Below are 14777 nucleotides of genomic sequence, written 5' to 3'. Positions count from 1 at the left end.
TAGGGAAAATGGCCTACTCGCCCCAGCTCGGCATCAGGCGCTGCGGAATGCCGAGCTGGGCGAGCATCCGCGCGACCACGAAGTCGACCATATCAGCGACACTCTGCGGGCGATGATAGAACCCCGGCGAGGCGGGCATGACCACCGCCCCCATGCGCGTCAGCGTCAGCATGTTCTCGAGATGGATCTGCGACAGTGGCATCTCCCGCGGCACCACGATCAGCGGGCGGCGCTCCTTGAGCGCTACGTCCGCAGCACGCTCGATCAGATTGTCACTGGCGCCGCAGGCGATCGCCGATAGCGTACCGGTGGAGCAGGGGCAGACCACCAGCGCGCGCCAGTCGCCGGAACCGGAGGCCACCGGCGCCAGCCAATCCTCACGCCCGAAGCAGCGGATCTGCCCCGCCTGCGCGCCGAAGCGCTCGCTCAGCGCCGCGGCCAGGCGCTCCGGCTGGGCCGGCAAGTCGAGTTCGGTCTCGATCGCGATCACCCGATGCGCGGCCTTGGAGATCATCACGTAGAGCGGCTGCCCGGCGGCGACCAGACACTCGATCAGGCGCAGCCCGTACTGGGCGCCCGAGGCGCCGGTCAGCGCCACCGCCACCGGCCCGCCGAGCGGGGTGTCACTCTGCATGCTGCACCTCCAGCGCCGCGAGCAGCTTGGCGTGAATGCCACCGAAGCCGCCGTTGGACATGACCACGACGCGATCGCCCGGACGTGCCTCAACCACCACCTCGCCAACCAGCGCATCCAGGTCGGTCGCCACGCGGCTACCCGCATGCCCCGCCACGACTTCGCTCAGCGACCAGTCAAGGCCCGGCGGCTGATACCACCAGACCGCCTCGGCCAAGGCCACGCTCTCAGCCAGGCGCGACTTCATGGTGCCCTGACGCATAGTATTGGAGCGCGGCTCGATCACCGCCAGCAGGCGCCCGCCATGATGATCCCGCGCCAGCCCCTCCAGGGTCAGCGCGATCGCCGTGGGGTGATGGGCGAAGTCGTCGATCACCTGGATACCGGCGACGCTGCCGCGCAGCTCCTGACGCCGCTTGGGCGCCAGGAAATCGGCCAGCGCGCGGCATGCGACTGCCGGCGTCACCCCGAAGTGGCTCGCCGCCGCCACTGCGGCGGCGGCATTGGCGGCGTTGTGGCTGCCGCTCATCGCCCAGCTCACCGGGTAGCGCTCACCGCCATGCTCAAGGGCGAAGGCGCGGCTGTCGTCGGCATCCAGCGCCAGGCGCCAGACGCTCTCCGGCAGCGTGCCGACCCGCTCCACCGGGGTCCAGCAGCCGCGCGCCAGCACCCGTTCCAGGGCGGGCTCGCCGGCGGCCACGATCAGCCGGCCATCGCCGGGCACGGTACGCACGAAATGGTGGAACTGACGCTCTATCGCTGCCAGATCCTCGAAGATATCCGCGTGATCGAACTCGAGATTGTTGAGAACAGCGACATCCGGATGGTAGTGGACGAACTTCGAGCGCTTGTCGAAGAAGGCGGTGTCGTACTCGTCGGCCTCGATCACGAAAGGCGCGCCGTTGCCGCCCAGCCTTGAAGAGACGCCGAAGTTGCGCGGCACACCACCGATCAGAAAGCCCGGCTCGAGCCCTGCGGCCTCGAGAATCCATGCCAGCAGGCTGGCCGTGGTGGTCTTGCCGTGGGTGCCGGCCACCGCCACCACCGGGCGTCCGCCGAGCACGTACTGGGCCAGCCACTGCGGCCCGGAGACATAAGGTATGCGCGCATTGAGCAGCGCCTCGACTTCCGGGTTGCCGCGTGACAGGGCGTTGCCGACGACCACCAGATCGGGCCTCGGGATCAGATTGTCGGCGCGGTAGCCCTCACTCAGTTGGATACCGGCATCCTGCAGCTGATGGCTCATCGGCGGATAGACGTTGGCGTCGGAGCCAGTCACCCGATGCCCGAGCGCCTTGGCCAGACGGGCCAGGCTACCCATGAAGGTGCCGCAGATGCCCAGAACGTGAACGTGCATGCCCTCTCCCTCGGGACGATTGACGCAATGACGGCGGCCGCCTTGGCCGCGATGACGAAGCGGCGAGCCTAGCACGCCGGCAGCGGGCGAACCACAAAGCGCCCAGGCCCATGGCCGCGAGTACACCCCCGGCATCTACGCTCGCACGGCGCTTCACCGCCTCTCATTCTCTCCCTCATCGCGCGGCCCAGAAAAATGACCGCCGCGGTGACCAGCGCCTCGTATTAACAGCCCTTGGCCTTTCGGCTATGCTTGGCCGCGCAACCGAGACTCGCACCCCCGACACTTGCCCTTCGCGGCCGCGCTGCGCCCGTCGACATGGGCGTCGTACGGCTCGATTCGGCGGCGCCACGAATGACGCTGCCCCGCTGCTGCCGGCCTGGCCGGCCCGACGCCGTGCATGAGATACCAATCCCAGGAGATGAGAGCCGATATGGCCAAGCACAACGCCTTTTACGCCCAGTCCGGTGGCGTCACCGCCGTCATCAACGCCAGCGCCTGTGGTGTGATCGAAGCCTGCCGCCGCCATGCCGACCGCATCGGGCACGTCTATGCAGGCCATAACGGCATCATTGGCGCCCTCACCGAAGACCTGATCGACACCAACCAGGAGAGCGACGAAGCCATCGCCGCCCTGCGCCACACCCCGGGGGGTGCCTTCGGCTCCTGCCGCTACAAGCTGAAATCGATCGAGAGCCACCGCGCCGAGTACGAGCGCCTGATCGAGGTATTCAAGGCCCACGATATCCGCTACTTCTTCTATAACGGTGGCGGCGACAGCGCCGATACCTGCCTCAAGGTGTCACAGCTCTCCGAGAAGATGGGCTATCCGCTCACCGCCATCCACGTGCCCAAGACGGTCGACAACGACCTGCCGATCACCGACAACTCCCCCGGCTTCGGCAGCGTGGCCAAGTATGTCGCCACCTCCACCCGCGAAGCGGCGCTCGATATCGAATCGATGTGCGCCACCTCGACCAAGGTGTTCATCTTCGAAGTCATGGGCCGCCATGCCGGCTGGATCGCGGCGGCCGGTGCCCTGGCCGGCGAGAGTGCCGAGCAGGCGCCCCACGTGATCATCTTCCCCGAGATCGCCTTCGACCGCGCCGCGGTCATGGCGCGCATCGATGAAGCGGTGAAGCGCCACGGCTTCTGCGTAATCGTGATCTCCGAAGGCGCCCAGTACGCCGACGGCACCTTCCTCGCCGATGCCGGCAGCACCGACGCCTTCGGCCACAAGCAGCTCGGCGGCGTGGCGCCGACCCTGGCCGGGATGGTCAAGGCGGATCTCGGCTACAAGTACCACTGGGCGGTGGCCGACTACCTGCAACGCGCCGCGCGGCATATCGCCTCGCGCACCGACGTCGAGCAGGCCTACGCTGTGGGCAAGGCTGCGGTAGAGCTGGCACTCGACGGTCAGAATGCGATGATGCCGGCGATCAAACGTGTCTCCGAGAGCCCCTATGAGTGGCAGATCGAGGCGGCGCCGCTGGCCGAGATCGCCAACCATGAGAAGTTCATGCCGCGCGATTACATCAGCGAGGATGGTCTTTACATCAGTGAGGCCGGACGCCGCTATCTGGCCCCGCTGATCCAGGGTGAGGACTTCCCGCCGTTCGAGAATGGCCTGCCCAAGGTGGCCAAGCTGGAGAAGGCCCGGGTCGCACGCAAGCTGCCCGACTTCACCGTCTGATCCGCACGCCGTGATCAGCGCCACGTGCTTGGCGCTGATCACGGCGATTGCCAGCCCCGCCCCTGACTAGCCCCCACGCCCCCTCAGACCGCTGCCCGCGCGCTATCACCCGCACGTTGCTACGACCAATCCTCCGAGCGCCTGTCAAGAATAATGCCCATTCTGGGCATCTCCCCTAACATCCCTCGCCACTGGATACTACATAACTGCCAGATCAGAGGCTCACTGGGTAGCAAAGCCCTTTCCTAGCGCCAAGCCGGTGTAAAATATTTCATAGCAAGTTTGACAACAGCGGGCCCATTTGGAATAACGAAGAGACTCCATCACCTCATCGTGTGCCCCCATGTGCGACTCCGATCGTCTCCAGGAAGCCCAAGATTTCCTGGCCCAGCACCCCGAGGTGCAGAGCGTCGACCTGTTGATCAGCGACCTCAACGGCGTGCTTCGCGGCAAGCGCGTGCCGCGTGACAACGTGATCGGCGTGCTCGATGCCGGCATGCGCCTGCCAGCCTCGGTATTCGCCCTCGACGTGTGCGGCAATACCATCGAGGAGACCGGCCTGGGGCTGGCCTCCGGCGACGGCGACCGCACCTGCAGCCCGGTTGCCGGCACCCTTGTCACCACCCCCTGGGCCAAGCACGGCAACCAGGCGCAGATGCTGATGACCATGGAGGAGGATGACGGCACGCCCTTCGCCTGCGATCCGCGCCAGCTGCTCAAGCGTCTGCTGAGCCGCTTCTCGGCCATGGCGCTGACCCCGGTGATCGCGGTGGAGCTGGAGTTCTATCTGATCGACCGCGAGCGCGACAGCGTCGGCGCGCCGCAGCCGCCGCGCTCACCTGCCACCGGCGAGCGCGCCAGCCAGAGCCAGCTCTACTCGGTGATCGAGCTCGACGAGTACGCCGACTTCCTCGAGGACATCACCCTCGCCGCGCAGGCCCAGCGACTGCCGATAGACACCGCGCTCAAGGAGTGCGCCCCGGGGCAGTTCGAGGTCAACCTGCTGCACCATGCCGACGCCCTGCGCGCCTGCGACGAGGCGGTGATGCTCAAGCGCCTGATCAAGGGCGTGGCGATTCGCCACGGCTTCGAGGCCACCTTCATGGCCAAGCCCTACAGCCAGGAAGCGGGCAACGGCACTCACGTGCACATCAGCCTGCTCGACGCCGCCGGCGACAACGTCTTCGCCACCGCCGACGGCGGCGAACTGGGCAGCCCGCGGCTGCAGCAGGCGATCGCCGGGCTGGCCGAGCTGATGCCGGCGTCAATGGCGATCTTCGCCCCCAATCTCAACTCCTACCGGCGCTTTCAGCCCAGCCTGTACGTGCCGATGGCGCCGACCTGGGGCTACGACAACCGCTCGGTGGCGCTACGTATTCCCTCGGGCTCGCCGCGGGCGCGGCGCATCGAGCACCGGGTCGCCGGCGCCGACGCCAACCCCTATCTGCTGGTGGCCGCCCTGCTCGCCGGGATCGAGCACGGCATGGCACGCGAACTGACGCCGCCAGCGCCGATCACCGGCAACGCCTACGAGCAGGTCGAGCCGAGCCTGCCGATCAGTTGGCCCCAGGCGCTCGACGCCTGGCTCGAGAGCGAGGTCTTCATCGACAGCTTCGGCGAGACCTTTCATCAGGTCTATCACGCCAACCGACGCGCGGAGTACGAACTCTCGCGCCAGGCGATCAGCGCTTTGGAATATCGCTGGTACTTGCGCAACACCTGATAGCACGCGCTATCTGCGACACCCTCAGCGGATACATTCATCCAACACATTCATCAAACACATTCACCGGATACAGGCCCAGGAGAACGGTATGACAATCACAACGCCCCGTCTCACCCACCCGGCCCGCCCTGCACCCCGTCACCCGCAGCGGCAAGATTGGGACAGTTCCCCGCTGCATCGCGGCTGACGTTGGGTTACGCTTCGTCCTGTCGCGCCACCGCCATGCCGACCGCTTCGCGCGGGTCGGTCTCGCTGGCATCGACAGCCTCGACCACCGGGTATGGGAATCTCGTGACCTATGACTGTGCCTCCTTCTGCCGAGCCCGACGCCGCCGGCACCCAGCAGGTGCGTGACGCCTCGGCGATCGCCCTGCGCAACCTGCACAAGCGCTTCGGACGCGACGCCGTCGCCCTCGATGGTGTCGATCTCGACATTCACGCCGGCGAGTTCTTTACCCTGCTCGGCCCCTCCGGCTGCGGCAAGACCACTCTGCTTAGGATTCTCGCCGGCCTCGAAGCGCCCAACGAGGGTACGTTGACCATCGGCGGCAAGGATGTCACCACGACGCCGCCGCATCTGCGCAGCGTCAATACCGTGTTCCAGTCCTACGCGCTGTTTCCGCACCTCTCGGTGCACGACAACATCGCCTTCGGCCTGCGCATGAAAGGCGTGGCGGTCGCCGAGCGCGAGCGCCGGGTGCAGGAGATCGCCGACTTCATCAAGCTCGGCGCGCTGATGGAGCGTCGCGTCAATCAGCTCTCCGGCGGCCAGCGCCAGCGCGTCGCCCTGGCCCGGGCGCTGGTCTGCGAGCCCGATGTGCTGCTCCTCGACGAGCCGCTGTCGGCGCTCGACGCCGGCCTGCGCAACCAGCTCCAGGTCGAGCTGCAGCGCACCCAGAAGCGCCTCGGCATGACCTTCGTCTTCGTCACCCATGACCAGGAGGAGGCGATGGTGATGTCGGATCGCATCGCCGTGCTCGACGGCGGCGTGATCCAGCAGGTGGGGCCGCCGCAGACCGTTTACGAGACGCCGGTCAACGCCTTCGTCGCGCGCTTCATGGGGCACGTCAATCTGTTCGAGATCGGCTCGGTCAGCGGCGATCGGGTGACCACCGCGCTGGGCCAGCTGCGCTTGGAAAAACCGCTGGCAGAGCACGAGCGCCACGGCATGCTGCTGATCCGCCAGGAAGTGATCGAGCTGGGGCCGGAAGTGCCGGAGGGCTACAATGTGCTGCAGGGCGTGGTACGCGAGCGCCTCTACCGCGGCAGCCGGGTGGAGTACCGCCTCGAGGTCGACGGCGTGGTGCTGCTGGCCACCGCCAGCAACCTCGGTCAGCGCCTGCATGCGGTCGGCGACCGGGTGACGGTGAGTATCTGCCCCGAAGACATCGTCAGGCTCGACGCCTGAGGAGACGCGCATGAGCAAGCCCGAATCCCCCTATCCGCTGGCCGCCCACAGCGGCTCGTTGTCGCCGGACACGCGCCACCTGCTGTGGAGCGTGGCCCCCGGCGTGATCTGGATCGTCGTCTTTCTGGTGCTGCCGAGCCTCTATCTGATCGGCGTCGCCTTCATGACCAACGGCCCCTACGGCCAGCCGCAGATGCCGCTGACGCTGGACGCCTTCAGCCAGCTCGCCGGTTTCGGCTTCCTCGGCTGGAGCCCGGGCAATCTCTACACCCTGCTGCGCTCACTGTGGCAGACCCTGCTCGCCACCGGCCTGGTGATCCTGGTCGCCTATCCGCTCGCCTACCGCATCTCGATCAGCCGCGAGAAGTGGCGCGCGCTGATGCTGCTGGCAGTGGTGGTGCCCTCCTGGACCAATCAGGTCATCCGCGCCTTCGGCTGGATGAATCTGCTCTCTCCGGGCACGCCGCTGGCCGAGCTGGCGCAGTTCTTCGGCCTGATCGGCCCCAACATGGGCCTCTACCCGTCCAACTTCGCGGTCACCCTGGGGCTGATCTACAACTTCCTGCCGTTCATGGTGCTGCCGCTCTACGCCGCCTTCGAGAAGCTCGACTACGCCCTGGTCGAGGCGGCGCGGGATCTCTACGCCTCGCCGCTGCGCGCGTTCTGGCTGGCGGTCTTCCCGCAGACCCTGCCGGGGCTGCTGGCGGGCACGGTGCTGGTGTCGATCCCCGCTTTCGGCATGTATGTGGTGCCGGAGCTGCTCGGCGGCGGCCGCGCAATGATGCTCGGCAATCTGGTCGCCAGCCAGTTCGCCGGAGGCTCCAACTGGCCGCTGGGGGCGGCGGGGGCGCTGATCATGCTGCTCGCCACCTTCGGCGGGCTGTTCGCCATGCGCCGTATCGGCAAGCGCTTGAGCGGCGGTGAGGAGGTGGTGATATGAAACGCGACGCCTTTCACCGCGGCCTGACCCTGTTCTGGTGGGTCGTGATGGCCTTTCTCTATCTGCCGCTGGCGGTCATCGTGTTCTACTCGTTCAACTCGGCCAACAGCTCGGCCTACTTCGCCGGCTTCTCGCTGCGCTGGTACGACAAGCTGATCCACAACGACCAGTTGCTCGATGCCCTCGGCAATACCCTGGTACTGGGGATCACCTCTTCTCTCCTGGCGCTCGTCATCGGCACCCTGATCGGTTATGGCATGTATCGCCATCGCGCACGCAAGCTCGGCTGGCTGATCGTGCTGATCTACCTGCCGATCGTGATGCCGGACATCGTCTTCGGGATCTCGGAGATGGCGTTCTTCATCAGCATCGATCGCCAGTTCGGCATCCTCGGCCCCAGCCTGCTGACCATGATCATCGCCCACGTCACTTTCCAGATTCCGTTCGTGGCGCTGATCGTCTACTCGCGCTTCGTCGGTCTCGACCCGACGCTGTTCGAGGCGGCCAAGGATCTCTACGCCTCGCCGTTCCAGCGCGCCCGGTTCTTCCTGCTGCCGACGCTGAAGCCCTCGCTGATCGCCGCCTTCTTCCTCTCGTTCACGCTGTCGGTGGACGATTTCGTGATCAGCTTCTTCAACGCCGGCCCCGAGAACGCCACCCTGCCGATCTACATCTGGGGCGCGATCCGCCGCGGCGTATCACCGGAGATCAACGCCATCGCCACGCTGATGATCGGCGCAGTGCTGATCGCCGCGATCCTGAGCCTGCTGTTCAATCGGCAAAAGCAGCACTGACATCGCGCCGGCCGAGGTGGCCGGCGCACCCGCATGACCCCTTTCCGCCGAGCCCTGTCGGGTCCGGTATCGACATCACCCCGGGAGGTATTCGTCGATGAAGCGCACAACAATCACAACCCGAGTCGCCCTGGCCCTGGGTGGCATGCTGCTGGCCGGGTCGGCTTCCGCCCAGAGCGCCGACAAGCTGTATCTGTTCAACTGGACGGAGTACATGGACCCCAAGGTCATCGAGGCCTTCGAGAAGAAGTACGGGGTCGAGGTGGTGCAGAGCTACTACAACTCGCTGCCGGAGATGACCGCCAAGCTCAACGCCGGCGGCGTGTCCCAATACGACATCATCGTGCCTTCCAACTACTACGTGCCGCGGCTGATCGACAGCGGCCTGGTACAGAAACTCGACAAGTCGCAGATCCCCAACCTGGCCAACGTGATGGCGCAGTTCTCCGACCCCAGCTACGACCCGGGCGCGCAGTACTCGGTGCCCTATCAGTGGGGCACCAGCGGGATCGTGTATGACACCAATGTCTTCCCCGACGCGCCCAAGAGCTGGTCGCTGCTGTTCGACCCCAAGGTCAACGCCAACCAGCCCTTCGCCCTGATGGGCGACGGCCAGGTCAACATGGGCGCCGCCTGCGCCTATCTCGGCTCGGGCTACGACTGCACCGGAGCCGAGGCGTGGAAGCCCGCAGCCAAGCTGATCCTGGACACCAAGCACCGCGCCACCTTCAGCGGTTTCACCGACGGCACGCCGGTACTGCAACAGATCCAGCGCGGCGTGGTGCGTGCCGGTATCTCCTACAACGGTGACTACCTGCAGCAGAAGCGCGAAAATCCGGAAGCGTTCAAGCACATCGCCTTCATGATCCCCGACGAAGGCACCGAGATGTGGGTCGACAACATGATGATCCCGGCCAAGGCGCCGCATCCGGAACTGGCGCACAAGTTCATCAACTTCATTCTCGACCCCAAGATCGGCGCCGAGCTCTCCAACTACGTCCAGTACGCCAGCCCCAACAAGGCAGCCCAGCCCTATCTCGACGCCGACCTGACCCAGCCGCCGGCGCTGCCCGACGAGGCCGACCTGGCGCGGCTGAAGTTCTCGCCCAGCCTGGGCGGTCAGAATCTGCAGCTGTTCCAGCAGCTGTGGCAGGAAGTGCAATCGCGGTAAGCAAGCGTCAACCGCCGGTGCCCGCGGCGCCGGCGGCTTCCCAGACGGCGCCACGTGCGCCACAAGGACAGCGTCATGAGCGAAACACCGCATCACGTGCTCGAAGAGTGGTTCAGCCGCCACGGCATCACCGAGGTGGAGTGCCTGGTCTCCGATCTCACCGGTATCCTCAAGGGCAAGATCATGCCCGCCGGCAAGTATCTGCGTGGCGGGCATACCCGACTGCCCGACTCGATCTTCATCCAGACGGTCACCGGCGGCTACCCCGACGACGACGATATCCGCTTCTGGAACCCGGCCGAGCTCGACATGCAGCTGGTGCCGGCCCCCGACTCCGCCTATCTGGTGCCGTGGGCCGACGACCCCACCGCGCAGATCATCCATGACTGCCTCTACATGAACGGCGAGCCGGTGGAACTCTCGCCGCGCCACGTGCTCAAGCACATTCTCGCGCTCTACGAGGCCCGCGGCTGGCAGCCGATCATGGCGCCGGAGCTGGAGTTCTACCTGGTCAAGACCAACACCGACTCCGACTACCCGCTGGAGCCGCCGATCGGGCGCTCGGGACGCCAGGAGAGCAGCCGCCAGTCGTTCTCCATCGACGCGGTCAACGAGTTCGATCCGCTGTTCGAGCAGATGTACGACTACTGCGAAGCGCAGCAGTTGGATATCGACACCCTGACCCACGAAGAGGGTGCCGGGCAGATGGAGGTCAACTTCCGCCACGGCGACCCGCTGCGTCTCGCCGACCAGGTGGTGATCTTCAAACGCACCCTGCGCGAGACCGCGCTGCGCCACAACATGTACGCCACCTTCATGGCCAAGCCGATGGCCAACGAGCCGGGCAGCTCGATGCATCTGCATCAGAGCCTGCTCGACCGCGACAGCGGCGACAACCTGTTCGCCGGCGCCGACGGCAGCCCCAGCAAGCTGTTTCATCACTACATCGGCGGGCTGCAGCAGTACCTGCCCTCGGCGATGCCGTTCTTCGCCCCCAACGTCAACTCCTACCGCCGGCTGATGCCCGGCGGCAGCAACAGCTCGGTGCCGATCAACACCGAGTGGGGCTACGACAATCGCACCGTGGGCCTGCGCGTGCCGGTGGGCCCGGCGCCCGGCACGCGGGTCGAGAACCGTCTCGCCGGCGCCGACGCCAACCCCTATCTGGTGATGGCGGCTTCGCTCGCCTGCGGCTACCTGGGCATGCTCTCGCAGATCGAGCCGCGCCCGCCGCTGACCGGCTCGGCATGGTCGATGGGCCATACCCTGCCCGACGACATCGGCCCCGCGCTCAATGCGCTGAGTGAGTGCGCACCGCTGGCGGACCTGCTGGGCGAACGCTTCACCCGCAGCTACCTGGCGGTGAAGCGCGCCGAGCACTCGGCCTACTTCCGGGTCATCAGCTCGTGGGAGCGCGAGCACCTGCTGCTGCGGGTCTGACCCCCAACGGTGGCCGCGCGATGCCGGGCTTTCAGCGTCGCGCGGCCGCCCCGACACGAGGTGATACCGCATGCGCACGACCGCCGCCCTCTGCCTGAGCGCGCTCTGCCTGTCGCTGAGCGCCGCCGCCCAGGCCCAGACGCCGGACAAGCTCTACCTCTTCAACTGGACCGAGTACGCCGACCCCGGCGTGATCGAGGACTTCGAGAAGCAGTACGGGGTCGAGGTGGTGCAGAGCTACTTCACCTCCAACGCCGAGATGTTCTCCAAGCTGGTCGCCGGCGGCGACGCCCAGTTCGATGTGGTGGTGCCCACCGACTACTACGTGCCGAGGCTGGTGGCAGCCGGGCTGATCCAGCCGCTGGGCGACGACATCCAAGGGCGTGACAACCTGATGCCGGCCTTCCGCCACCCCAGCTACGATCCCCAGGACGCCTACAGCGTGCCCTATCTGTGGGGCGTCACCGGGATCGTCTACGACACCACGGTGTTCCCCGACCCCGCCCACTCCTGGTCACTGCTGCTCGACCCGAAGGTCAATCCGGACCAGCCCTTCGCCCTGCTCGGCGGTGACCCGCAGGTGCTGTTCGGCATGGCCTGCGCCTATCAGGGCCACGGCTTCGACTGCACCCAGCGCGACGACTGGATTGCCGCCGCCAAGCTGGTGAGCCAGACCCTGCATCGTCCCAACTTCAGCGGCTTCGCCGATAGCACCGCCGCCATCGATCAGATCGCCCGCGGCGTGACCCGCGCCGCGGTCACCTACAGTGGCGATCTCGACTATCGCAAGGCGGACGCGCCCGAGACCTACGGCAAGCTCGAGTTCTTCATCCCCGAGGAGGGCTCGCAGCTCGGCGTGGATACGCTGGCGATCCCCAAACGCGCGCCCCACCCGAAGCTGGCGCGTGAATTCATCAGCTTCATGCTGCGCCCGGAGAACGCTGCACGCTCGGCCACCTACGCCTACTACCGCACCCCCAATCAGGCAGCACTGCCACTGCTCAGCGCCGACCTGCGCCAGGCCTCGCAGCTTAGCGACGCCCAGCGCGTCAAACTGACGCCGGCGCCCCAGCTGGAAGGCGACCAGTTGCAACTGCTCCAGCAGCTGGCCAACGAAGCCCGCAACCGCTGAGACACGTCGGCGGCTGCCGCCGAAAGCCCCGCGTCACGGGGCCTTCGGCGCCGATGTCGCCGCGAGCAGACACCCATTTATCAATATGAAAACAGCGTTCAACAATTCGTTGCGCCCTTCTCTTCGCCTCCGCCTGAACTAAACTGAGCCTACCGATTGGCGGCGTCTTCCACGCCGCTGCCACCGACGGAAGGCGATTCGCCGCTATCACGACAGGGACGTCACCCGTAGCGCGTTGTTCCCCCAGTCACCGCGACGAACGTCCGGCAGACAGCGAGCTCAGACGCCATCGGCACTCGCTATCCGTGCTTGGGATCAGAACAAATCGCGGGGTTTCCGTCTCGGGCTCGACGGAACACGAGCCGGTCCGCAAGAGGAGCAAGGCCATGCAGAAATCGATCATCATCGGCGGCGTCATCGCCGCCCTCGGTGTCGCCGGCGGTGTTGCCATCGGCGCCTACCAGTCCGGCGACAGCCAGCCGCAGTACGCCGACATCATCAGCGTCGACCCCATCACTCAGACCTCCGAGACACCTCGTCAGGAGTGTCATAACGTGACCGTCACTCACCGCCGCCCGGTGCAGGACGAGCACCGCATCGCCGGCACCGCCATCGGCGCCATCGTCGGCGGCGTCGTGGGCAACCAGTTCGGCGGCGGCAGTGGCAAGAAAATCATGACGGCCGCCGGTGCGGTCGGTGGTGGTATCGCCGGTAATCAGGTCCAGGGCCAGATGCAGCAGGGTGACACTTACACCACCACGGAGCAGCGCTGCAACACGGTCAAGGACACCAAACAGGAGACCGTCGGCTACGACGTGCGCTACCGCTACGATGGCGAAGTCCACGAGGCCAAGCTCGACAAGAAGCCCGAAGGCGACCGCGTTTCCATGCGCAACGGCGAGCCCCAGTGGCAGAGTGCCGGCGGCGCCTGACATCCCCGCCCACAGTGCTTTCTCTCACCGCGCCGGCAGCTTCTGCCGGCGCGGTCGTGTTTGCGCCGGGTGCCGGTTGAGCCGCGTGACGGGACCGGCTACCCTCTTGGCATCCGTCGAATAAATTCAACACGCGAGCCCGCCATCGTGCCTCAAGCCTCTGCTGCGACCTTCCCCGAGCGTCACGTCGACTCCTACTACGCCGCCTCGGCCAACCCGGCCCCGGAACGTCCGCCGCTAAGCGGCCAGATCGACGCCGATGTGTGCGTGATCGGTGGCGGCTTCACCGGTATCTCCTCGGCGCTGCATCTGGCCGAGCGCGGGCTGCGCGTGGTGGTGCTGGAAGCGACGCGCATCGGGTTCGGCGCTTCGGGGCGCAACGGCGGGCAGATCGTCAATAGCTACAGCCGCGATATGGACGTGATCGAGGCCAAGTACGGCCAGACCACTGCCCAAGCGCTGGGCAGCATGGCGTTCGAAGGCAACCAGATCATCCGCTCGCGCATCGCCGACTACGCCATTCGCTGCGACCTCAAGGAAGGCAACCTGTTCGCTGCCTGCAGCGACAAGCAGATGCAGGGGCTGGTCGAGCACAAAGCGCTGTGGGAGCGCTACGGGCACCGTCAGCTCGAGCTGCTCGATGCTAAAGGCTACCGCCGCGAGATCGGCTCCGAGCGCTACGTGGGCGCGCTATTCGACCATTCCGGGGGCACCTGCACCCGCTCAACCTGGTACTCGGTGAGGCCGCCGCGTTCGAATCCCTCGGCGGCGTGATACACGAGCATTCGCCGGTGGTCGAGATCCGCCACGGCGATCCGGTAGTGATCCACACCGCCCAGGGGCAGGTCCGCGCCGAGCGCGTGATCGTCGCCGGTAACGCCTATCTCAATGGTCTACTGCCGGAGCTCGAGGGCAAGAGCATGCCCTGCGGCACCCAGGTGCTGGCCACCGCGCCGCTGGATGCCGACACCGCCCGCGAGCTGCTGCCCAACGATGCCTGCGTCGAGGACTGCAACTATCTGCTCGACTACTACCGCCTCTCGGCCGACAACCGACTCATCTACGGCGGTGGCGTGACCTATGGGGGCCACGATCCGGCGAGCATCGAAGCGGTCATTCGACCCAATCTGGAAAAGACTTTTCCCCAGCTCAAGGGGGTCAAGGTCGACTACACCTGGAGCGGCAATTTCCTGCTGACGCTCAATCGCCTGCCGCAGTTCGGCCGCATCAACCACAACGTATACTACGCCCAGGGCTACTCCGGGCACGGTGTGACCTGCACCCATCTGGCCGGACGGCTGATGGCGGAGGCGCTGAGCGGCGAACTCGAGCGCTTCGACGCCTTCGCCGATCTGCCGCACACCCCCTTCCCCGGCGGCCGCCTCTTCCGTGTGCCGCTGACCGCCCTCGGCGCCTGGTACTATCGGATGCGCGACCAGCTCGGCTGGTGAAGCTCTCGACTCGACAGTCATGCCGCCAGCGCCGTAGCGATCGATCGCGGGCCGACATGCCGGCCTGACTCGGCGCCGAGAGTCAGACCGGATTCACAG

The 14777-nt window shown here is 66.3% G+C and carries 11 protein-coding genes and 1 pseudogene; 10 read left to right on the top strand and 2 right to left on the bottom strand.

Features of this window, described 5'->3' with window-relative positions:
* Positions 1–13 precede the first annotated feature (13 nt).
* Positions 14–634, bottom strand: a complete 621-nt coding sequence (locus QO259_RS07210; protein WP_285952317.1) for a flavin prenyltransferase UbiX — start codon at positions 632–634, stop codon at positions 14–16.
* Positions 624–1991 carry a UDP-N-acetylmuramate:L-alanyl-gamma-D-glutamyl-meso-diaminopimelate ligase gene (gene mpl, locus QO259_RS07205; protein ID WP_285952316.1) on the bottom strand — a complete coding sequence of 456 codons (1368 nt, stop codon included), beginning with the start codon at positions 1989–1991 and terminating at the stop codon, positions 624–626. The genes QO259_RS07210 and mpl overlap by 11 nt, the downstream gene beginning before the upstream one ends.
* 433 nt (positions 1992–2424) lie before the next feature.
* On the opposite strand from mpl, the gene QO259_RS07200 reads away from it, so the two are divergent.
* From QO259_RS07200 to QO259_RS07155, 10 genes and pseudogenes are all read left to right on the top strand, one after another.
* A complete protein-coding gene (locus tag QO259_RS07200) occupies positions 2425–3684 on the top strand; it encodes a 6-phosphofructokinase (RefSeq protein WP_285952315.1) in 1260 nt (419 codons plus the stop codon).
* A 343-nt stretch (positions 3685–4027) separates the two neighbouring features.
* Positions 4028–5407, top strand: coding sequence for a glutamine synthetase family protein (locus QO259_RS07195; protein WP_285952314.1), 1380 nt, complete (start codon positions 4028–4030; stop codon positions 5405–5407).
* Positions 5408–5708: 301 nt separating this feature from the next.
* Positions 5709–6818 (top strand): ABC transporter ATP-binding protein, encoded by a 1110-nt coding sequence (locus tag QO259_RS07190; RefSeq protein ID WP_285952313.1) that lies wholly within the window; start codon positions 5709–5711, stop codon positions 6816–6818.
* A gap of 10 nt (positions 6819–6828) precedes the next feature.
* Positions 6829–7758: an ABC transporter permease gene (locus QO259_RS07185; protein WP_051896082.1), complete on the top strand. Its 930-nt coding sequence runs from the start codon at positions 6829–6831 to the stop codon at positions 7756–7758.
* Positions 7755–8552 (top strand): ABC transporter permease, encoded by a 798-nt coding sequence (locus QO259_RS07180; protein WP_285952312.1) that lies wholly within the window; start codon positions 7755–7757, stop codon positions 8550–8552. Before QO259_RS07185 ends, QO259_RS07180 begins: the two co-directional genes overlap by 4 nt.
* Positions 8553–8649: 97 nt before the next feature.
* Positions 8650–9723: an ABC transporter substrate-binding protein gene (locus QO259_RS07175; protein WP_285952311.1), complete on the top strand. Its 1074-nt coding sequence runs from the start codon at positions 8650–8652 to the stop codon at positions 9721–9723.
* A gap of 75 nt (positions 9724–9798) precedes the next feature.
* Positions 9799–11163, top strand: coding sequence for a glutamine synthetase family protein (locus QO259_RS07170; protein ID WP_285952310.1), 1365 nt, complete (start codon positions 9799–9801; stop codon positions 11161–11163).
* A 70-nt stretch (positions 11164–11233) separates the two neighbouring features.
* A complete protein-coding gene (locus QO259_RS07165) occupies positions 11234–12295 on the top strand; it encodes a polyamine ABC transporter substrate-binding protein (RefSeq protein ID WP_207030867.1) in 1062 nt (353 codons plus the stop codon).
* Between the two features lie 386 nt (positions 12296–12681).
* Complete coding sequence (locus QO259_RS07160) at positions 12682–13227, top strand: glycine zipper 2TM domain-containing protein (RefSeq protein WP_207030869.1); 546 nt, start codon at positions 12682–12684, stop codon at positions 13225–13227.
* Between the two features lie 144 nt (positions 13228–13371).
* Positions 13372–14678: pseudogene (locus QO259_RS07155) on the top strand (NAD(P)/FAD-dependent oxidoreductase).
* The last annotated feature ends 99 nt before the right edge of the window (positions 14679–14777 follow it).

Origin of the sequence: Salinicola sp. JS01 (assembly GCF_030284585.1) — a bacterium.
Classification (GTDB): Bacteria; Pseudomonadota; Gammaproteobacteria; order Pseudomonadales; family Halomonadaceae; genus Salinicola.
Note: the sequence above shows the minus strand (reverse complement) of the source record. Positions and strands in the feature narration are given on the sequence as shown.

What these genes read in the sequence shown, in the direction of transcription:
- QO259_RS07210 (WP_285952317.1), bottom strand. Translation starts at nt 634, where the DNA reads ATGCAGAGTGACACCCCGCTCGGCGGGCCGGTGGCGGTGGCGCTGACC.
- mpl (WP_285952316.1), bottom strand. Translation starts at nt 1,991, where the DNA reads ATGCACGTTCACGTTCTGGGCATCTGCGGCACCTTCATGGGTAGCCTG.
- QO259_RS07200 (WP_285952315.1), top strand. Translation starts at nt 2,425, where the DNA reads ATGGCCAAGCACAACGCCTTTTACGCCCAGTCCGGTGGCGTCACCGCC.
- QO259_RS07195 (WP_285952314.1), top strand. Translation starts at nt 4,028, where the DNA reads ATGTGCGACTCCGATCGTCTCCAGGAAGCCCAAGATTTCCTGGCCCAG.
- QO259_RS07190 (WP_285952313.1), top strand. Translation starts at nt 5,709, where the DNA reads ATGACTGTGCCTCCTTCTGCCGAGCCCGACGCCGCCGGCACCCAGCAG.
- QO259_RS07185 (WP_051896082.1), top strand. Translation starts at nt 6,829, where the DNA reads ATGAGCAAGCCCGAATCCCCCTATCCGCTGGCCGCCCACAGCGGCTCG.
- QO259_RS07180 (WP_285952312.1), top strand. Translation starts at nt 7,755, where the DNA reads ATGAAACGCGACGCCTTTCACCGCGGCCTGACCCTGTTCTGGTGGGTC.
- QO259_RS07175 (WP_285952311.1), top strand. Translation starts at nt 8,650, where the DNA reads ATGAAGCGCACAACAATCACAACCCGAGTCGCCCTGGCCCTGGGTGGC.
- QO259_RS07170 (WP_285952310.1), top strand. Translation starts at nt 9,799, where the DNA reads ATGAGCGAAACACCGCATCACGTGCTCGAAGAGTGGTTCAGCCGCCAC.
- QO259_RS07165 (WP_207030867.1), top strand. Translation starts at nt 11,234, where the DNA reads ATGCGCACGACCGCCGCCCTCTGCCTGAGCGCGCTCTGCCTGTCGCTG.
- QO259_RS07160 (WP_207030869.1), top strand. Translation starts at nt 12,682, where the DNA reads ATGCAGAAATCGATCATCATCGGCGGCGTCATCGCCGCCCTCGGTGTC.